At 70.4% G+C, this 18867-nt stretch carries 18 protein-coding genes and 1 pseudogene; 9 read left to right on the top strand and 10 right to left on the bottom strand.

Translation table 11 applies throughout. The annotated features are described in order from the left end of the window. Window positions 1–22: 22 nt before the first annotated feature. The 5 genes from ACPT94_RS04410 (at window position 23) to ACPT94_RS04390 (ending at window position 5089) form a co-directional block, all read left to right on the top strand. Window positions 23–1159: an energy-coupling factor transporter transmembrane component T gene (locus ACPT94_RS04410; protein ID WP_425245152.1), complete on the top strand. Its 1137-nt coding sequence runs from the start codon at window positions 23–25 to the stop codon at window positions 1157–1159. Beyond that, window positions 1156–2958, top strand: a complete 1803-nt coding sequence (locus ACPT94_RS04405; protein ID WP_425245151.1) for an ABC transporter ATP-binding protein — start codon at window positions 1156–1158, stop codon at window positions 2956–2958. Before ACPT94_RS04410 ends, ACPT94_RS04405 begins: the two co-directional genes overlap by 4 nt. Further along, window positions 2955–3767 carry an ECF transporter S component gene (locus ACPT94_RS04400; protein ID WP_425245150.1) on the top strand — a complete coding sequence of 271 codons (813 nt, stop codon included), beginning with the start codon at window positions 2955–2957 and terminating at the stop codon, window positions 3765–3767. Before ACPT94_RS04405 ends, ACPT94_RS04400 begins: the two co-directional genes overlap by 4 nt. A 335-nt stretch (window positions 3768–4102) precedes the next feature. Further along, window positions 4103–4525, top strand: coding sequence for an aggregation-promoting factor C-terminal-like domain-containing protein (locus ACPT94_RS04395; RefSeq protein WP_425245149.1), 423 nt, complete (start codon window positions 4103–4105; stop codon window positions 4523–4525). Window positions 4526–4885: 360 nt separating this feature from the next. Continuing rightward, on the top strand, window positions 4886–5089 hold the full coding sequence (locus ACPT94_RS04390; RefSeq protein WP_425245148.1) for a hypothetical protein: 204 nt from the start codon (window positions 4886–4888) through the stop codon (window positions 5087–5089). A 25-nt stretch (window positions 5090–5114) separates the two neighbouring features. Here ACPT94_RS04390 and ACPT94_RS04385 read toward each other — a convergent pair whose 3' ends face one another. Further along, window positions 5115–6350, bottom strand: a complete 1236-nt coding sequence (locus ACPT94_RS04385) for a cytochrome P450 (protein WP_425245147.1) — start codon at window positions 6348–6350, stop codon at window positions 5115–5117. A gap of 243 nt (window positions 6351–6593) precedes the next feature. Between ACPT94_RS04385 and ACPT94_RS04380 the strand changes: the two genes are divergently transcribed. Next, on the top strand, window positions 6594–7763 hold the full coding sequence (locus ACPT94_RS04380) for a steroid 3-ketoacyl-CoA thiolase (RefSeq protein ID WP_360351173.1): 1170 nt from the start codon (window positions 6594–6596) through the stop codon (window positions 7761–7763). Here ACPT94_RS04380 and ACPT94_RS04375 read toward each other — a convergent pair. Beyond that, window positions 7747–7938: a DUF397 domain-containing protein gene (locus tag ACPT94_RS04375; RefSeq protein ID WP_360351170.1), complete on the bottom strand. Its 192-nt coding sequence runs from the start codon at window positions 7936–7938 to the stop codon at window positions 7747–7749. The two genes, ACPT94_RS04380 and ACPT94_RS04375, sit on opposite strands and share 17 nt — an antisense overlap. Then, window positions 7919–8746, bottom strand: coding sequence for a helix-turn-helix domain-containing protein (locus tag ACPT94_RS04370; protein ID WP_360351168.1), 828 nt, complete (start codon window positions 8744–8746; stop codon window positions 7919–7921). Before ACPT94_RS04370 ends, ACPT94_RS04375 begins: the two co-directional genes overlap by 20 nt. A gap of 91 nt (window positions 8747–8837) precedes the next feature. On the opposite strand from ACPT94_RS04370, the gene ACPT94_RS04365 reads away from it, so the two are divergent. Then, complete coding sequence (locus tag ACPT94_RS04365; RefSeq protein ID WP_425245146.1) at window positions 8838–9263, top strand: ATP-binding protein; 426 nt, start codon at window positions 8838–8840, stop codon at window positions 9261–9263. A 103-nt stretch (window positions 9264–9366) separates the two neighbouring features. On the opposite strand, the gene ACPT94_RS04360 is transcribed toward ACPT94_RS04365, so the two are convergent. After that, entirely contained in the window at window positions 9367–9771 is a 405-nt protein-coding gene (locus ACPT94_RS04360) for a type II toxin-antitoxin system PemK/MazF family toxin (RefSeq protein ID WP_425245208.1), read from the bottom strand. A gap of 166 nt (window positions 9772–9937) precedes the next feature. Here ACPT94_RS04360 and ACPT94_RS04355 point away from each other — a divergent pair. Beyond that, a pseudogene (locus ACPT94_RS04355) lies at window positions 9938–10458 on the top strand (IS701 family transposase); the annotation flags it as partial. A gap of 133 nt (window positions 10459–10591) precedes the next feature. Here ACPT94_RS04355 and ACPT94_RS04350 read toward each other — a convergent pair. The 3 genes from ACPT94_RS04350 to ACPT94_RS04340 form a co-directional block, all read right to left on the bottom strand. Then, on the bottom strand, window positions 10592–10960 hold the full coding sequence (locus tag ACPT94_RS04350) for a bleomycin resistance protein (RefSeq protein WP_425245145.1): 369 nt from the start codon (window positions 10958–10960) through the stop codon (window positions 10592–10594). Between the two features lie 117 nt (window positions 10961–11077). Further along, window positions 11078–11293, bottom strand: a complete 216-nt coding sequence (locus ACPT94_RS04345) for a DUF2283 domain-containing protein (protein ID WP_360348003.1) — start codon at window positions 11291–11293, stop codon at window positions 11078–11080. 630 nt (window positions 11294–11923) lie between these two features. Further along, window positions 11924–12655: a TioE family transcriptional regulator gene (locus tag ACPT94_RS04340; RefSeq protein ID WP_360348000.1), complete on the bottom strand. Its 732-nt coding sequence runs from the start codon at window positions 12653–12655 to the stop codon at window positions 11924–11926. Window positions 12656–12713: 58 nt separating this feature from the next. Between ACPT94_RS04340 and ACPT94_RS04335 the strand changes: the two genes are divergently transcribed. Further along, window positions 12714–13916: an erythromycin esterase family protein gene (locus ACPT94_RS04335; protein WP_425245144.1), complete on the top strand. Its 1203-nt coding sequence runs from the start codon at window positions 12714–12716 to the stop codon at window positions 13914–13916. A gap of 186 nt (window positions 13917–14102) precedes the next feature. Here ACPT94_RS04335 and ACPT94_RS04330 read toward each other — a convergent pair whose 3' ends face one another. The 3 genes from ACPT94_RS04330 to ACPT94_RS04320 form a co-directional block, all read right to left on the bottom strand. Next, window positions 14103–16904, bottom strand: a complete 2802-nt coding sequence (locus tag ACPT94_RS04330) for a SpoIIE family protein phosphatase (protein WP_425245143.1) — start codon at window positions 16902–16904, stop codon at window positions 14103–14105. Between the two features lie 38 nt (window positions 16905–16942). Beyond that, window positions 16943–18064 carry a PP2C family protein-serine/threonine phosphatase gene (locus tag ACPT94_RS04325; RefSeq protein WP_425245142.1) on the bottom strand — a complete coding sequence of 374 codons (1122 nt, stop codon included), beginning with the start codon at window positions 18062–18064 and terminating at the stop codon, window positions 16943–16945. An 81-nt stretch (window positions 18065–18145) separates the two neighbouring features. Next, the gene (locus ACPT94_RS04320; protein ID WP_425245141.1) at window positions 18146–18841 is read right to left on the bottom strand and encodes a hypothetical protein; all 696 of its coding nucleotides are present in this window, start codon (window positions 18839–18841) and stop codon (window positions 18146–18148) included. Window positions 18842–18867 lie beyond the last annotated feature (26 nt).

Here is an 18867-nt window from a genome sequence, read left to right as displayed (position 1 = left end):
GCGAAGCCGAGAGTGGGGGAGGGTGGGCGCAGGAGGCACCCCGCCGGCGCCGGTGAGCACCCCCACCCCCCAGCCCCCCGCACCGCTGCACCCAGGTGCCTGGTGGCTCTGGGCCCTGGCCCTCGGCACGGCAGCGACCCGCACCGACAACCCCCTCCTCCTCGCCCTCCTCCTCACCACCTCCGCCTACGTCGTCATCACCTGCCGCCCCGACACCCCCTGGTCCCGCTCCTACTCCGCCTTCCTGCACCTCGCCGTCGCCGTCGTCCTCATCCGTCTCCTCTTCGTCATCGCCCTCGGCTCCCCCGTCCCCGGCACCCACGTGATCCTCACCCTCCCCGAAGTCCCGCTCCCCGCCTGGGCCCAGGGCGTCCGCCTCGGCGGAAGGGTCACCGCCGAGGGCGTCCTCTTCGCGCTGTACGACGGCCTCCGCCTGGCCACGCTCCTGGTCTGCGTGGGCGCGGCGAACGCCCTCGCCAGCCCCTCCCGCCTCCTGAAGTCCCTCCCCGGCGCCCTGTACGAGGCCGGAGTCGCCGTCGTCGTGGCCCTCACCTTCGCCCCGTATCTCATCGCCGACGTCCAACGCCTCCGCGCGGCCCGCCGTCTGCGAGGCCGCCCGGACAACGGCCTGCGGGGCCTGCTCCAAGTCGCCCTCCCCGTCCTCGAAGGCGCCCTGGAACGCTCCATCGCCCTCGCCGCGGCGATGGACGCCCGCGGGTACGGCCGTACCGCCGACGTCCCGGCCCCCGTCCGCCGTACGACAGCCGCCCTCACCCTCGGCGGCCTGCTCGGCGTCTGCGCGGGAACGTACGGCCTGCTCACCGCGGCCGGCGGCGCCTACGGCCTCCCGGTCCTCCTCACCGGAGTCGCGGCCGCCCTCGCCGGACTGCACCTCGGCGGCCGCCGCTCCCCCCGTACCCGCTACCGGCCCGCCCGCTGGACGCCCCGCTCCCGCCTGGTCGCCGCGTCCGGCATCGCGGTGGCCGCGCTCCTCGCCCTCGCCGCCTCCACCGACCCGACGGCCCTGCACCCCACCGTGGTTCCCCTCACGGCCCCCACCCTCCCCCTCTGGCCGGCGGCGGCGATCCTCGTCGGTCTCCTCCCCGCCTTCCTCGCACCGGCGCCCAACCCCCGGAACCAGCCCAAGGACCCGTCGTGATCCGCTTCGAGAACGTGTCGGTGACCTACGACGGCGCCGCCGAACCCACCCTCCGCGGCGTGGACTTCACCATCCCCGAGGGGGAACTCGTCCTCCTCGCCGGCCCGTCCGGCGTGGGGAAGTCGACGCTCCTCGGCACGGTCGGCGGTCTCGTCCCGCACTTCACGGGCGGCACCCTGCGCGGCCGCGTCACGGTCGCCGGCCGCGACACGCGCACCCACAAGCCACGCGAACTCGCCGATGTCGTGGGCACGGTGGGCCAGGATCCCCTCTCCCACTTCGTGACCGACACGGTCGAGGAGGAACTCGCCTACGGCATGGAGTCGTTGGGCCTGCCCCCGGCCGTGATGCGCCGCCGCGTGGAGGAGACCCTCGACCTCCTCGGCCTGGCCGCCCTGCGCGACCGCCCCCTCGCCACCCTCTCCGGCGGCCAGCAGCAGCGCGTCGCGATCGGCTCGGTCCTCACCCCGCACCCCGGCGTCCTCGTCCTGGACGAACCGACCTCCGCGCTCGACCCGGCCGCCGCCGAGGAGGTCCTCGCCGTCCTCCTCCGCCTCGTCCACGACCTCGGTACGACGGTGCTGCTGGCGGAGCACCGCCTGGAACGCGTCCTGCAGTACGCCGACCAGGTCGCCCTCCTGCCCGCCCCCGGCGCGGCCCCGGTGCTCGGCACTCCGGCCGACATCATGGCCGTGTCCCCGGTGTACCCGCCGGTGGTGGACCTGGGCCGCCTGGCGGGCTGGTCCCCCCTGCCGCTGACGGTCCGGGACGCGCGCCGCCGGGCGGCGGATCTTCGCGAACGGCTGACGGAGAAGCCGACGGGGAAGCGCGAGCGGCGGACGGAGACGGCGGACGCGGCACCCGGCCCGTTCCCGGCGGACACCGCGCCTCCGCTCCCCGCACCCCGTCCTCCCGCCCCCCTCTCCCGATGGCTCCCCTTCGGACGCGGGCGTGAGCGCGGGCTCGGGCGGGGGCTCGGGCGTGAGCGCGGGCGCGGGCGTGAGCGCGGGCGTACAGGCGCCTCCTCGCAACCGGCCGCCACTCCCCCGCCTCCCGCCGAGACCCACGCCCTGGCCGTCCGCCGCGCCCACGTCCAGGCCCTGCGCCGTATCGACCTCACCGTCGCCCCCGGCGAGACCGTCGCCCTCATGGGCCGCAACGGCGCCGGAAAGTCCACGCTGCTCAACACGCTCGTAGGCCTGGTCGAACCGTCCGCCGGGACCGTCCGCGTGGGCGGGGCGGTCCCCCACCGCACCCCGCCCCGCGACCTGGTGCGCCACGTCGGCCTGGTCCCGCAGGAACCCCGTGACCTTCTCTACGCCGACACGGTCGCCGCCGAGTGCGCGGCAGCCGACCGGGACGCGCAGGCCGCCCCCGGCACCTGCCGTGCCCTGGTCTGCGAGCTGCTCCCCGGCATCACCGACGACACCCACCCCCGCGACCTGTCCGAGGGCCAGCGCCTCGCCCTCGCACTGGCGGTCGTCCTGACCGCGCGCCCGCCCCTGCTCCTCCTCGACGAGCCGACCCGTGGCCTGGACTACGCGGCGAAGGCCCGCCTGGTCGCCGTGCTGCGCGAGCTGGCCGCCGCCGGGCACGCGATCGTGCTGGCCACGCACGACGTGGAACTGGCCGCCGAGCTGGCCCATCGGATGGTCCTGCTGGCCGAGGGCGAGGTGATCGCGGACGGCCCGACCGCCGAGGTGGTCGTCTCCTCCCCGTCCTTCGCCCCGCAGGTGACGAAGATCCTGGCGCCGCAGGAGTGGCTGACGGTCGCGCAGGTGAGGGAGGCGCTGCGGTGACCCGGCAAGCTCGGGCGGTCCGCCTGGGCCCCCGTTCCGTGGCTTCCCTCGTGCTCGTCAGCGCGGTGGGAGTGGTGGCGTTCACCTGGCCCTTCCTGGCTCCTCCCGCCTCCACCCTGAACGCCCACTCCCAGGACGCGCCCTGGCTCTTCGCGGGTCTGCTGGTACTGCTGGTCGCGGTGGTGGCGGCGACGATCTCCGAGTCGGGGCTCGGCGCGAAGGCGGTCGCGATGCTGGGCGTGCTGGCGGCGACGGGCGCGGCCCTGCGCCCGATCGGTGCGGGCACGGCCGGCATCGAGCCGATGTTCTTCCTGATGGTGCTCAGCGGCCGGGTTCTGGGCCCCGGCTTCGGCTTCGTCCTCGGCTCCCTCACGATGTTCGCGTCCGCGCTGCTCACGGGCGGGGTGGGTCCGTGGATGCCGTTCCAGATGCTGTCGATGGGCTGGTTCACAATGGGCGCGGGCCTGCTGCCCGGCCCGGACCGTCTGCGCGGCCGTGCCGAACTCGCGCTCCTCGCCGTCTACGGCTTCCTGGCCGCGTTCGCCTACGGGACGGCGATGAACATGGCCGGGTGGCCCTTCATGGGCACGCTGGCCTCCCGCGTCTCCTTCGACCCGGACGGGACGGTCACGTCGAATCTGGCGCGGTTCGTCGCGTACTGCACGGCGACGTCGTTGGGCTGGGACCTGGGCCGGGCGCTCGTCACCGTCGTCCTGACCCTCACGCTCGGCCCGGCGGTACTGAGGGCACTACGGAGAGCCACGCGGCGGGCGGCGTTCGAGACCGCGGTCACATTCGACAGCCGTTGACCGGTGAACCGCCCCACATGACCCGGATCACCTACTAACGACCCTAGTCGGGCAATTCGGACGCCATGCACATGCAGAAGTGCCCACTGACCTGCGCATCGAGGGTCGGCACACACCACCAACCCTCCCCCCACATGCGGCCACAACTAGTAAAAGGGGTCATTGCGGACCCCTTCCGGGCCTGTTTCTCTGGATGACGTCGCACGGCGCCGACGAGCCCCACGGGCCTCGGCGCCGACGCATGCAGCCCCCCACCGCACACCACGCGGTGCGGCCACGCACCGCGTGACCCCGGCATGCCGCGACACCACTGCCCCCGAGGAAAAAGGTTCTCCGTGTCCGTCTCCTTCATCCGTCGCATCGCCTCCCCCAAGAAGACCCTCACCGCCGTCGCCGTGGCCGCCGCCACCGCCGGCATGGCTCTGACCGCGGCGCCCGCCCAGGCGGCGGCCCCGACCGCGTCCTCCGCCTCCGAGGCCCAGGCGATCGCGCACAAGATGATCCCGGACGCCGCACAGTTCAACGCGTTCAGCAACATCGTCGAGCACGAGAGCGGCTGGGACGTCGACGCCACCAACGCCTCGTCCGGCGCCTACGGCCTCGTCCAGGCCCTCCCCGGCTCGAAGATGGCCTCCGCCGGTTCCGACTGGAAGACCAACCCGGAGACCCAGATCAAGTGGGGCCTGGACTACATGAACTCCCGCTACGGGAGCCCGGCCGGCGCCTGGGCCTTCTGGCAGGCGAACGGCTGGTACTGAGCCACGCCCGCCACGGCACACTGACGCCGGCTCATGGAAGCGGCGGCCCCCTGATCCCCGGGGCCGCCGCTTTCGCCGTTTCCGTACCCGCGCGTGGTCCACTGAGCGGATGCCCACCGAGCCGTCACCGAGCACCGGCCCCGCCCCCGAAGCACGCGGTGTCCGGCATGGCTGCTGCTCCACCACGGCCCGGCCGTCCCGCTCCTGATCGCGGCGCCGGCGTCGGGCGTCCTGGCGGTGACGGCGTCCGGCCGCGACTGACCGGCTGACCCGACCGAGCGACGGCACGCGTGACGCGCGAGGCGACGCGGTACTGGTACACGCGGTGCAGACAAGGAACGAGGAACGGAGACAGCAGCCGTGCCGGACTACCAGGTCGGTGACCAGATCATGTTCCACGACGCGGAGATGAGCGACCTGCTCAACCTCACGGCCCCTCTCAACCCCACGATCGGAACGATCACCAAGGTCCACACCGACGGCGACCCGCCGATGTACACGGTGCAACGCGAGGACGGCTCCACCACCACACTGGGCAGCAGCGACTTCCTCAACCAGGAGTGAGGGGCCGCACCGTCTCCCGGCCGCGTCAGTCCGCGCTGACCTGCAACTCCTTCACCCCGTTGATCCACGCGGACCGAAGCCGTCGAGGATCCCCGACGAGCCGAAGGCCCGGCATGGCGTCGGCGACGGCGTTGAAGATGAGGTCGATCTCCAGCACGGCGAGCGACTTCCCGAGGCAGAAGTGCGGCCCGCCCCCACCGAATCCGAGGTGAGGGTTGGGATCCCGGGTGATGTCGAACGCGTCGGGCTGGTCGAACACCTCGGGATCGTGATTGGCGGAGGCGTAGAAGATCCCGACGCGGTCCCCCTTCTTGATGAGCTTCCCGCCGAGCTCGGTGTCCTGGGTGGCGGTCCGCTGGAAGGCGACGACCGGGGTGGCCCACCGCACGATCTCCTCGGCGGCCGTGGAGGGCCGTCGTTCCTTGTAGAGCTCCCACTGCTCGGGATGCGTGAGGAAGGCGTGCATCCCGTGGGTGATGGCGTTGCGGGTGGTCTCGTTGCCCGCGACGGCGAGCATGAGCACGAAGAACCCGAACTCGTCGGAGTTGAGGTTCCCCTCGTCCTCGGCGGCGACCAAGGTGCTGACGATGTCCTTGGCCGGGCACCGCTTCCGCTCGGCGGCCATGTTCATCGCGTACGAGATGAGCTCGGCGGCGGACTCGGCGCCGACCTCCTCGGTGATGGCGTACTCGGGGTCGTCGTACGCGATCATCTTGTTGGACCAGTCGAAGATCTTGGCCCGGTCGTCCTGGGGTATGCCGATGAGCTCGGCGATGGCCTGGAGGGGCAGTTCGCAGGCGACGGAGGTGACGAAGTCGAAGGGCCCGGAGTGCTCGCGCGCCGCCGTCACGATGGCGGCGGCGCGGTCCCGGAGCCGTTGCTCCAGCGCCCGTATGGACCGGGGGGTGAACCCGCGCTGCACGATCTGCCGCACGCGCGTGTGCTCGGGCGGATCCATGTTCAGCATGATCAGCCGCTGGGCGTCGATCGAGTCGCGCTCGATGTGCTCGTTGAAGCGGATGATCGCGGTGTTGAGGGTGGAGGAAAAGATCTCGGGGTGGGTGGAGACGTACTTGACGTCGGCGTGGCGGGTCACCGCCCAGTAGCCCTCGTCCTGGAAGCCGGCCACGTTCCCCGACTGCGGGATCCAGCGGACCGGTTCGGCGCGGCGCAGCTCGGCGAACTCCGGGAGGGGCACACGGTGTTGCAGCAGGTCGGGGTCGGTGAAGTCGAACCCGTCGGGAAGCGCTGGACAGTGCATGGGCAGCTCCAGCCAGAGGGCAGCTTTGCGGGCGTCGTTTTCTGACGGCTCATCAGAAAAGAGGTGGGGCGAAGGTAGTTCAGGCACCTGAAGGCTGCAAGACCCTTGCGGTGACGCACATCACGTCAGCAGACTGCACGGAGAACTAGTACGTGTTCTAGTTCCGTGACGCGGCGCTGGGACGCGGTCTGGTTCCGCACGTTCCGTTCCGGAGGAGAGCCGCCCCCGAGAGGATCCGCACCCATGGCCGCCGAACCCGTGATCGTGGAAGCCGTCCGCACCCCCATCGGCAAGCGCGGCGGCGCGCTCGCCAACCTTCACCCCGCCTACCTCCTCGGCGAGACCTACCGCGAACTCCTCGGCCGCACCGGCATCCCCGCCGACGCGGTCGAGCAGATCGTCGGCGGCACGGTGACCCACGCCGGCGAACAGTCCATGAACCCCGCGAGGACGGCCTGGCTGACCATGGGCCTCCCCTACGAGACGGCCGCGACGACGGTCGACTGCCAGTGCGGCTCGTCGCAACAGGCGAGCCACATGACGGCGAACATGATCGCGGCAGGAGTCATCGACGTCGGGATCAGCTGCGGGGTGGAGGCGATGAGCAGGGTCCCCCTGGGCTCAGGCTCGAAGCACGGCCCCGGAAAGCCGTTCCCGGACGAATGGAACGTGGACCTGCCGAACCAGTTCGAGGCGGCGGAACGCATCGCCAGACACCGGGGCCTGAGCCGGGAGGACGTGGACCAGCTGGGCGTGCTGTCCCAGGAACGGGCGGCGGTGGCCTGGTCCGAGGAACGCTTCAAGAAGGAAACCTTCGCCGTCCAGGTCCCGACGACGGAGGAGGAGCAGGCGGCGGGGCAAGGCATGTGGCGCCTGGTGGACAAGGACGAAGGCCTGCGCGACACGTCCATGGAGGCGCTGGCGGGCCTGAAGCCGATCATGCCGACGGCGGTTCACACGGCGGGCAACTCGTCCCAGATCAGCGACGGCGCGGCGGCGATCATGTGGGCGTCGAAACGGATGGCACGAGCGCTGAAACTGAAGCCGAGGGCACGGATCGTGGCGCAGGCGCTGGTGGGAGCGGACCCGCACTTCCACCTGGACGGCCCGATCGACGCGACGAACGCGGTGCTCGGCAAAGCGGGCATGACGTTGAAGGACATCGACCTCGTCGAGATCAACGAGGCCTTCGCCTCCGTGGTGTTGAGCTGGGCGAAGGTCTTCGAAGCGGACCTGTCGAAGGTCAACGTCAACGGCGGCGCCATCGCGCTCGGACACCCGGTCGGAGCGACGGGCGCCCGGCTCATCACGACGGCACTTCACGAACTGGAGCGCACGGACAAGGAGTTCGCCTTGATCACGATGTGCGCGGGGGGCGGCTTGGCCACGGGGACGATCATTCAGCGGCTGTAGCGGCCGAGGCCCAGGAGAGAAACTCGACGAAGGCGGCGGGCCGGAGGGTGAGGATCGGGCCCGCCGGGGTCTTGGAGTCGCGTACGGCTACGGTGGCGCCCGGGAGTTCGGCGACCTCGACGCAGTTGCCGCCCTGGTCGCTGCTGTAGCTGGACTTACGCCAGTTGGTCTCCATAGCGTTCCTCCGTCACGCGCCGGATCAGCTCCGCCGAGTCCCTGAGGGAGAGCGCGGCGGCTTGCAGGTGATCGTAACGGAGCGAGCAGTCCTTGATGGTGACCGGGTTGGCGGTGGGATGCGCGCTGCCGTAGCCCTCCGTATAGACGATGGCCGGGTCGCTCGCGAAGCGGTAGATGTCGAACGAGCCGGTCATTCCCGCGTGCCCTCCGACCGAGAACGGCAGCACCTGGATGTTGATCCGGGGATTGTCCTGGAAGGACAACAGGTGGGTGAGTTGCTCGCGCATGACCTGGGGACCACCGATCTCCTGATACAGCGCAGCCTCGCTCAGGACGACCCAGAACAGCGGCGGCTCGTCCTTCTCGAAGATCCGCTGACGTGCCAGTCGGACGGCGGTGCGGTCGTCGAGGTCCGCCTGATCGATCGCCCCCAGCACAGCACGCGCGTAGGCCTTGGTCTGCAGAAGACCAGGCACCATGCCCATCTCGAAGGAGTAGATCTCGGTGGCCCGCGCCTGCAACTCGGCCACCTGCTGAAACCACGACGGCAGTTGACTACGAAGCACCAGCTCAACGAGCCGCGAGAGTAAGCCGCCCGTCACCAGCGCCGCATCCGCCCGCTCACTGAACTCGACGGTCGGAACCTTCCTGGCGGTCTCGATCTGACCGACCAACGACCCGGTGTAGTTGAGGATGTCGCCGAGTTGCCGCTGCGTAAGCCCGGCGGCCTCCCGTAGCCGCCGCAGTTCGAACCCGTAGTAGTCGAGCGGCGAAGCGCCGGGATCAAGGACGTTGATATGGGTCACGCAGAGCCCCTCTCACGCAGCACTGCCCACACCTGGACGGGTTGTATCCAGCCAGTAGCCCACAGTAGTTGCGCCAGGTCATCCTCGTCCCGTGAACGAATACTTTCCCTCTGTCCTCACCCCTCCCGTCACGACCCAGTACCGCCTGACCCTCACAGCCGGCACCCACTCGGCCCAACACATCCGCAGCATCGCCCGCTCGCTTTTGGAGGACTGGGGCCTGCAGGAACTCACGGACACGGTGGAACTGGCGATGACGGAACTGATCGCCAACGTCGTCCGCCACGTCCCGGACCGCCGCTGCACGGTGCTTCTGCTGAAGCAGGGGACGGGGATCCGGGCGGAGGTGAAGGACAGCTACGGCCAACTGCTCCCGGCTCCAGCCGAGTTGCAGCTGGAGTCGGAGAGCGGGCGGGGTCTCTTCCTGCTGGATGCGGTGGTGGACAAGTGGGGGGTGTCGCCGGCGTCCGGGGGCGGGAAGACGGTGTGGTTCGAGTGCAATGTACTCCAGCCGTAGATCGTGATCTCGATGGTGAGGGGCGTCGAGGCGGCAGGTGTCCAGCGTGGATCATCTCGCCCGAGATCGCCCATGCCGTCGCGGGCGTCGACTCCTTCTCCCTCTACCCGAGTTCACCGCGACGGAGGGCGTCCCTTATCTCGCTGAGCTTCGCGGTCGTTGCCGGGGTCCGCTCCTGTGCTTGTTCAGCGAGTCGGAGGGCATCGTCGATCTCGCTGAGCTTCCTGGAGGACAGGACGGCCGCCCGCTCTATCAGGTCGTCCCGGGCCACGGTGGTCAGCCACGTGCACGGGGTGAAGCCTGGACGCGGGAACGCGAGCCGCAGCACGCCTTCGAGCGGCAGCCCTTCACCGGCGCCGACCGTCACTTCGATGCCCAGACCGCTGATGTCGAGGCCCGCCGGAGCGACGACCTGCATCACCTGGAACCCGGACCCGTCGTCTCCCGACAGCAGTACGACCAACCTCCGCTCGTCGAACTGGACCCACCAGACTTCGCCACGTTGCACAAGCCCTCCGATACACAGGACGGCAGGCAGACGCTGCGCGACCTGACGCGGTGTGGAGACGGGTGCGGCCACCGTTGATCATCGGTGTGTGAAGACAAACGATCACGCGGTGGCCGCAGGTCACAGCGTAGACCCCGCCTGCCGGCAGGAGGCGTTCGAGGGCCTGATGAGCCGGATAGCGGGACGCTTCACACGGGTCGAATCCCGACGCCGGGCCCGGAAGTTGGTACTCGGCCTGCTGTCGGACCTGCCGCGCAAGAACTGCTGGACCATCGCCGAGTGGGCCGGGACAGGACCCCGGACGGCATGCAGCACCTGCTCGGAAGGCGAAGTGGGACGCCGACCAGGTCCGCGACGAAGTGGGTGACTACGTGGTGGAGCATCTGCACGACGACGAGGCGGTGCTGGTGGTCGACGAGACCGGAGACGTGAAGAAAGACACCGACACCGTTGGAGTCCAGCGGCAGTACACCGGCACCGCGGGCAGGACCGAGAACGCCCAGGTCGCCCGTCTACCTGGTCTACGCCGGCCGCCGCGGGCACGCCACAGTGGACCGGGAACTCTATGTTCCGCGTTCCTGGACCTCGGATCCCGACCGCTGCCGGGCCGCCGGCCTCGGTGACAATACGGATTTCGCGACCAAGCCGGAGCTGGCCGCTCGCATGGTCACCCGATCCCTCGACGCCGTGCAGGGGACAGATCAACGAGGCCTTCGCCTCCGTGGTGTTGAGCTGGGCGAAGGTCTTCGAGCAGAGCTTGGAGAAGGGTCTTGGCGTCGCGTACGGCTACGGTGGCGCCGGCGCGATCCGCACGCGCACCTCAAGGTGTCAGCGGGGACCCCACACGGTGAGCCGTGCCATCGGCATCCACGTACGTGAACTCGCGAAGTTTGTAGGGGGTGTCCGCAGGCTCGACGAAGCGACCCTCGACGCCGGAGGTCTTCCACTCGGCGTAGAGGGCGTCAGCGTCACTCACGTAGAGGTAGACGACGGCTCCGGTGTGATGAGGGTCGTGCTGGGCCCACTCGCTCAGGTGGATCGAGACCGAGCCCCGCTCGACGAAGCCGTAACGATCCGGCCCCTCATAGGCATGCGCCGCGAAGCCCAGACGACGGTACCGATCCAGAGCGGCGTCAAGATTCCGGACCGGGACAACGGGCGCGACTCTGGTGAAGGCGACCTCTGACATCCGCCCAGTCTTGCACGCACAGGCCCTGCGGGGCCGTCGCCTTTGAGACGCCTGAACAGCCAAGGTCCTTGTCCCTTTCCCCACCCCGGAAAGGCGGCGTCTCGGGCAACCAGACCCTCAACCGATCTGCTCTGCGATGCTCAGCAGGTCGGGATGCAACCGGCGCCGGGCATCGAACAATTCGATGCCCAGGACTCGGCCTTGTGAGTCGAGGTCGAGCACCGCGGTGGTGTCCTCTCCGGCAACCACCTGCTCGACGGCCTCGCCCGGTTCGATCCTGTCGACGAGACAGATGTACGCCATGTTCGCCGATGCGTCGTACGTGACTCGCATTGCCCTCCATATCGTTCGGCGACTTCCAACAGAGACGACCCCTGGGGGCAGCAACTGCCCTGCTAGGGCTCTTGCGCGCTATCAGCCTCTCCCCAGCTTCTGCGCCAGTCCAGGCTTCCAGAGCCATGTACGCGCGCGAGTTCGGCCTACGACATCGGCGCTGTGCGCGGCGGCCACTACCGTCATTACCGGCCATGCCAGAAGGGTCGTCCCCAACGCTGCATAAGCCCCGTCCGTGCCTATCACGACGATCAGGAACTCGGCAGGGAAGATCAGCACTCCGAGCAGTGCTCCTACGAGAGCAAGTCGCCATGCGCGGGTGACGGCGCGAGAGGCAAGTGCCAGTCCTCCAGCGAGAATCGAACCCATCAGCACACCGGCCAGCAAGCTCCCTCCGAAGAGCAGCCCGCCGTACCGCACGTTACGCGCGGCAAGTTGCGTGTCCCCTCCCCTGAGGAATTCCACCAGAGCGACTGCCAGGGCGAGAGCGGCCCATGGAATGCTCGGAGCGCAAGCCATCAACAGGCCGACTCTCACGCCACGCCTCAGCATGCCCCGCCTGTCCATGCGCCCCCCAGCCATCGCACGTGCTCTGCGGAGGAGACTACGTGAGCGGCTTATGAACCCCCCTCATCCCCGCTCGCGGAGGTACGCCTCCAGCTCGGCGGCCCCGGCGAGCATCGCCCGCCCCCGGGCGGACAGCCGGCCGCGCCAGTCGCCCAGTGCGGCCTCCAGCGGTTCCAGCCCGCCGGCCGCCCGTACCTGGGCGATCAGCGGGGCGATCTGCTCCAGCAGGTAGCCGCCGCGCCGGAGCTGGTGGACCAGGCGGGCGTCCCGTACGTCGGTCTCGTCGTAGACGCGGTACCCGGTCCGCCGGTCGCGGCGTGGGCGCACCAGTCCGGCGTGCTCCCATTTGCGCAGCGTCGCGGGCTGGATGCCGAGCTTCTCCGCCAGCGGCCCGATGAACGTGCCGTCGGGCCCGGACGCGGTGCCGGGGTGGGACGCCGCCGTGGGATCCAGGCCGCGGAGGGCGCGCTCCACGGCCTGGAGGGTCCGCCGGTCGTCGAGGAGCTGTGCGTGGCTCTCGTCGATGAGACGGAACGCCTCGTCGACCGCGCCCTGGTTCACGGCCCGCATGATCGACGTCGCCGTCGGGTGACCGTGGCCGGGCACCAGGGCGAGAAACGCGCGCAGGGCCCGTGCGTGCAGCGGCGTATAGGTGCGGTAGCCGTGGGGTGTGCGACCGGCCGCCGGAAGGATGCCGGCCTCCTCGTAGTTCCTGATCGCCTGCGTCGACAGACCGTGCCCGCGCGCCAGATCAACCGGCCTGAGCCGTTCATCGCTTTGAAGGTTTCGCCCCACGCTTCCGACGATAGCGCGGAAAAGTTTCAACCGAGAGTTCAACGATACCGTTGAAGGCATGGCGACCGACATCAAGGACACCGCCCATGCCGTCGAGGCTGCCGCCGTCATGAGGCTGCTCCCGACCCGGCCTCGGCTGCTCGCCCTGGGCGAGCCCACCCACGGCGAGGACACACTGCTCGAACTGCGCAACGAGCTCTTCCGGCAACTCGTCGAGCACGAGGGCTACCGGACGATCGCGATCGAGAGCGACTGCATGAGGGGCCTGGTCGTGGACGACTACGTCACCGCGGGCACGGGCTCCCTCGACGACGTCATGGAGCACGGGTTCAGCCACGGGTGGGGCGCGTCCGCGGTCAACCGCGAACTCGTGCGCTGGATGCGCGCCCACAACGACGGCCGGCCCGCGTCCGAGCGGCTCCGCTTCGCCGGTTTCGACGGCCCGCTGGAGATCACCGGCGCCGCGAGCCCCCGGCAGGCCCTCACGGCACTCCACGGCTACCTCTCGGACCGGGTGGACCCGGACCTGCTCCCCTGCACCGCGGAGACGCTCGACCGCCTGCTCGGCGCCGACGACCGGTGGACCGATCCCGCGGCGATGATGGACCCGGACCAGTCCGTGGGGCAGTCGGCCGAGGCCGGGGAACTGCGGCTGCTCGCCAGCGATCTGGTGGCGCTGCTCGACCAGCAGACGCCGCACCTGATCACGGCGACCCCGCGGGACGACTGGGACCGGGCGCGCCTGTACGGGCGCACCGCGACGGGCCTGCTGCGCTACCACTCCTGGATGGCCGACACCTCATCGGCCCGCATGACCCGGCTGGTGGGCCAGCGGGATCTGATGATGGCCCACAATCTCCTCGCGATCGCCGAACGGGGCCCGGCCCTCATACACGCCCACAACTCCCACCTCCAGCGGGAGAAGAGCACGATGCGGATGTGGCAGGGGCCGGTGGAGTGGTGGAGCGCCGGCGCGCTGGTGAGCGCCCAGCTCGGCGAGGAGTACGCCTTCGTGGCCACGGCTCTCGGCACGATCCGCCACCAGGGCGTGGACACCCCGCCGCCGGACACCGTCGAAGGGTTCCTGTACGCGCTCCCGGAAGACCGCTGCGTCGTCGACGCCCGGCGCCTGGCCGCCGTCCTCGGCGACACGCGCCCCGCGCCCCGCGTGTCCCCCTGGTTCGGCTACTCCCCGCTCGACCCGACGCACCTGGCGAGCAGCGACGGGATCGTGTTCGTCAAGGACGTCCCACAGACATAGGGCCACTGACACAGGGCTATTGAGACAGGGCTACTGACACAGGGCTACTGACTTCGGGCCGTCAGAGTCCGTGCGGGACGCCGCCGCCGGTGCCGGTGCCGGTGCCGGTGCCGGTGCCGGTGCCGGTGCCGCGAGGGTGCGGTGCGGACGCCGGCGGCCTGGGACCCGGCGAGCAGGCCGTCCGCATCACAACGCCGCATCACCGAACTGCTCCAGCAGAACGTCCACAGGTGTGTGCCCCGCGGCGGCGGATCCGCCGGCGTCGGCGCTCTGTTCCGCCCAGATGACCTTGCCCCGGGGTGTGTACCGCGTTCCCCAGCGCTGTGCGAACTGCGCCACGAGGAACAGCCCCCGCCCGCCTTCGTCCCAGGTCGTCGCCCGTCGCAGGCGCGGTGATGTGCTGCTGCCGTCCGACACTTCGCAGATCACACAGCGCCCGTGCAGAAGCCGCACCGTGACGGGCGGTGATCCGTACCGGATCGCGTTGGTGACCAGCTCGCTGACGATCAGCTCCGTGGTGAATCCGGTGTCCTCCAGGCCCCACTCCCGCAGCTTCTCCCGGCAGTACGACCGCACGGAGGGCACCACCGAGGGGTCCGACGGCACGTCCCACTCGGCCACGCAGGAGGGCGGGAACAGCCGGGTACGCGCCACGAGCAGCGCGATGTCGTCGGAGGCGTGCGCCGGCTTCAGCGCGTCGATCACCGCCTGACACGTCTCCTGCGCGGTGCGCCCCCCGGTGCCGTCCAGCGCCCGACGCAACGCGTCCAGGCCGACGTCCAGGTCACGGGTGCGGTCCTCCACCAGGCCGTTGGTGTACAGCACCAGTCGGGAACCTTCGGGCAGGTCCAGCTCGGTGGTCTCGAAGGGGTGGCCGCCCAGCCCGAGCGGGACCGATGCCGGGGCGTCGGAACAGGTGACGGTGCCGTCCGGGCTCACCACCACCGGGTCGGGGTGTCCCGCGCGGGCCATCGTGCAGGTGCCCGCTGTCGGGTCGTAGATCGCGTACAGACACGTCGCGCCCGTCACGCCCTCACCCTCGTGGCCGTCCGCGGCGTTGCCGGTGCTCTCCTCGTTGTCCATACGTACGACCAGGTCGTCGAGGTGCCCGAGCACCTCCTCCACGGGGAGGTCGAGCGTGGAGAAGTTGTGCACCGCGGTGCGCAGTCGCCCCATCGTCGCCGCGGCGTGCAGCCCGTGGCCGACGACGTCGCCCATCGCCAGCGCCACTCGGGCGCCCGGCAGCGGGATGACGTCGAACCAGTCCCCGCCCACCCCCTCCTCCGCCGGCAGATAGCGCCAGGCCACCTCCAGCGCGTCCTGGTCCGGCTGCCCCCGCGGCAGGAGACTGCGCTGCAGCGTCACCGCCATCGCGTGCTCCCGGGTGAATCTCCGGGCGTTGTCGAGGGCCACGGCGGCCCGCGCGGCCAGTTCCTCGGCGAAGGACACGTCCTCCGGTTCGAACGGCGGGGAGTCACCCGCCCGGAAGAAGTTCGCCACGCCCAGCGGCACGCCCCGGGCCCGCAGCGGCACGGTGACCAGCGCGTGCAACCCGCGGTCCAGAGCCTCTCGCGCGCGCTCCGGATCCTGCTCCTGCCAACCGTGGGCCTGCCGCAGGTCCGTCTCCAGCACGGCCCGTCCCTCCGGCAGCGTCCGCATCTGCGGGGTCCCCGGCAGGTACGTGACCACTTCGCCGACCCGGTACACGGGCATCATCCAGTGCGCCCCACTGGTCGCCACACGCCGAAGATGCCGCCATCCCTCGGCCGTCGGCTCCGATCCCCGCAGCACCGAGTCCAGCAGATCCACCGTGACGACGTCCGCGAAGCGCGGCACGGCCACTTCGGCCAGCTCCTGGGCCGTACGCCGTACGTCCAGCGTCGTCCCGATCCGCCCCCCGGCCCCGTACAGCAGTTTCAGTCGCTCCCGCGCCACCTGCGCCCGCCCCGAGACCGCGGCCAGCTCGGTGGTGTCCCGTAGCGTCACCACGCTGCCTTTCCGGACCGCGTGCGGGAACGTGGGCCGCTTGTTCACCGCCAGCAGGCGGTCCTCCGCGAGATGCACCTCGTCGGTCACCGCCTCGGGCGACGTGATCAGGCACTCGATCCTCTCCGGCAGCCCCAGCTCCCGCACAGGGCGCCCGTGCGCCGCCTCCGGAAGGCCCAGCAGGCGCCGCGCCTCGTCGTTGGCCAGCACCAGTCGGTCGTCGGCGTCGGTGATGAGCACCCCTTCCCGCACGGCGTGCAGGACGGCGTCGTGGTGTTCGTACATCCGTGCCAGCTCCGCCGGCGCCAGGCCGTGCGTCTGCCGCCGCAGCCGCCGGGACACCAGCGTCGTACCGGTCGTGGCCAGCCCCAGCGCCACCGCGCCGGCACCGAGGATGATGGGCAGCTGGGGCAGCCACAGTTCCGACACGTTCTTGGCGGTGATCCCCGCCGAGACGAGGCCGACGACCGTGTCCCGGGAGTCGGTCACGGGCACCACGGCCTGCACGGCCGTGCCCTTGCCCGCGGGCAGCGGCGGGCCGCCGGCCTGCTCGATGACGGTACGTCCTTCGCGCGCCTCTTCGATGCTGCCGACGAACTTCTTCCCGATCTCCTCCGGGTAGGGGTACGTGTAACGAATTCCCTCGGTGCTCATCGCGACGATGAAGTCCACGCCCGTTCGCTTCCGTGCCGCTTCGGCTCGCGGCTGCAGCACCGCGGTCGGGTCCTGGCTGTGGAACGCCTGCACGACACCGGGGGAACTCGCGAACGCCTGGGCCGCGACGACCGACTCCCTGCGCGCCTGCTGCAGAGCGTCGTTCGCCGCCTGGAGCACCATGGCGGCCATCGCGGCCACGACCAGCAGCACCACGATCACGACCTGGAGAAGGAACACCTGCCCGGCTGCGCTGCGCGGGTTCAGCAGGGAAAGGCGACCTTCCTGCGAACGTCCGGTGGGCGGAGGACGCGGCCGAGTCAGATATCGCCGGATCGATGCCCGCATATACCTTTCATATCACCGCCGCGCGGACCCGGCCCGACTCATCCGACACCGCTTGCGGGCCGTATGGGCCGGCAACGCACGGCGAGCGCGGCGATGTCGTCGTCGAGTCTTCCTCCGCTGTAGTGGAGCAGGTCCCGGTGAAGCCGGTCCAGCAGCTCACGGGGCGGCTCCGGGCCGTGCTGCCGCATCCAGTCGGGCAGTGGGAAGAACGCGCCGGCGCGGTCCCGGGTCTCCGAGACGCCGTCGGTGTAGAGCAGCATCTGGTCGCCCGGGAAGAAGGTGACGGTGTCGACGCAGTAGCAGTCCTCCTCGACGAGCGCCGCGAGATTGAGCGGTGGCGAGGGGGTGGTCGGCTCCAGGACGTGGACCTCCCCGCGCTGCACCAGCAGCGGCGGTGGGTGCCCGCAGTTGAGCACGCGGATCTGCCCGCCGCCGTACGGGATCTCGGCGATCAGAGCGGTGGCGAAGTGCTCCGGCTGCTCGTGGACGGGGGTCGCCATGCTGTAGCGGGCGATGCTGACCTCCAGGCGACGGATGATCCCCTTCAGATCGGGCTGGTCGTACGCGTTCTCCCTGAAGCAGTTGATCACCACCGAGGCCGCCCCCACCGCCGACAGCCCCTTCCCGCGTACGTCGCCGATGAGCAGCCGAACCCCGTACGGCGTCTCGGCCGCCTCGTAGAAGTCGCCTCCGATCCGGGCCTGCTCCTGGGCCGCCAGATACAGCGACTCGATGTCGACGTCATGGATCCGACGCGGCAGCGGGCGCAGCAGCACTTTCTGGGCCGCGTCCGCGACGAGCCTGACCTGGAAGAGCGTCTCCTCCCGCTGGAGCCGGAGATGGCTCGCGTACGCCGCCGCCAAGGTGACGGCGACGATCGCGCCGGCCGTGTACGGCGTCCCCAGATCGGAGTAGACGAAGCTGAGCCCGATCATGACCAGCAGGCAGAACACGCCCAGCAGAACCGTCGGCAGCACGGGCCACAGCGCGGCCGCGAGGGCGGGCGCCGCGGGCAGCAGCCGACTGAAGGCGATCTCCCTCGGGGTGGAGAACGCCAGGCTGCCGATGACGACGGTGACGATCACCGGCGACATCAACACTGCTTTCCCCTGCCCACCGTGGGGAGGGTGGCGGCGCCGCAGCCGTCCCGACTTGATCACAAAATGCATCTTATCGGGATGAAACGGTCATCTGCTGCGATGCGGCAGATACTCAAGCACAGCGGCCGGCCGCCCTGGGCGTCAAAATCCCTGCGCCTCCCCCACCCGATCCACCTGCCGCTCCACCAGATCCCGGGGAAACGTCGCCTCGTGGCCGGCCTCGGTCTTCCGGAAGGCGGCCGTGACCTTGCCGGCGCGTACGAAGACGTAGTCCTCGTGCATCGCCAGGCCGTCCTTCGTCGGTGTGACGGTGCGGAAGGTCAGGGCCTCGTCCCCGACGCGGCCCGCCTGGGGGGCGTCCACTCCTGTGACCTCGGTCGTGTACGCGCCCGCGTAGGACACCCCGGAGTAGGACCGGCAGGTCTTCAGACCCTCCTGGAGTCGGTCGAAGGCCTGCTCCGCCCCCTCGCCCTCGTACGAGGCCAGCGTCGACGCGCCGCCCCACAGGTCGTCCTTCCAGTTGAAGACCTGGCGTACGACGGCGAACGCCCCCTTCGCGTCCAGGACGTCGAGGACCTGCCGGCACGACGCGTCGGACACCGGCGGGAACGTCGGCTCGTGCTGCTCGGGGAGGGAGTCCTGCACCGGCACGGCGTGCGTGTTCGGTATCTCCCCCTCCTTGAAGGCCAGACGTCTCAGGTCCTCGTGGGTCAGGGGCCCGCCCGCCGTCGCGCCGGATTCCTTCGCGGCCTCCTGTCCGGAGCAGCCCGCCCCGGCCATCACCATCACAACGGCGGCGGCGCCGAACAGCAGCCTCCGCGGCTTGTTTCTGAGCATGCGTCCTTGTCCCCGCACCATGGCCG

It is taken from the genome of Streptomyces aurantiaciflavus (assembly GCF_049808595.1).
Classification (GTDB): domain Bacteria; phylum Actinomycetota; class Actinomycetes; order Streptomycetales; family Streptomycetaceae; genus Streptomyces.
The sequence above is the reverse complement of the archived record's forward strand: the minus strand, read 5'-3'. Positions and strand labels throughout refer to the sequence as shown.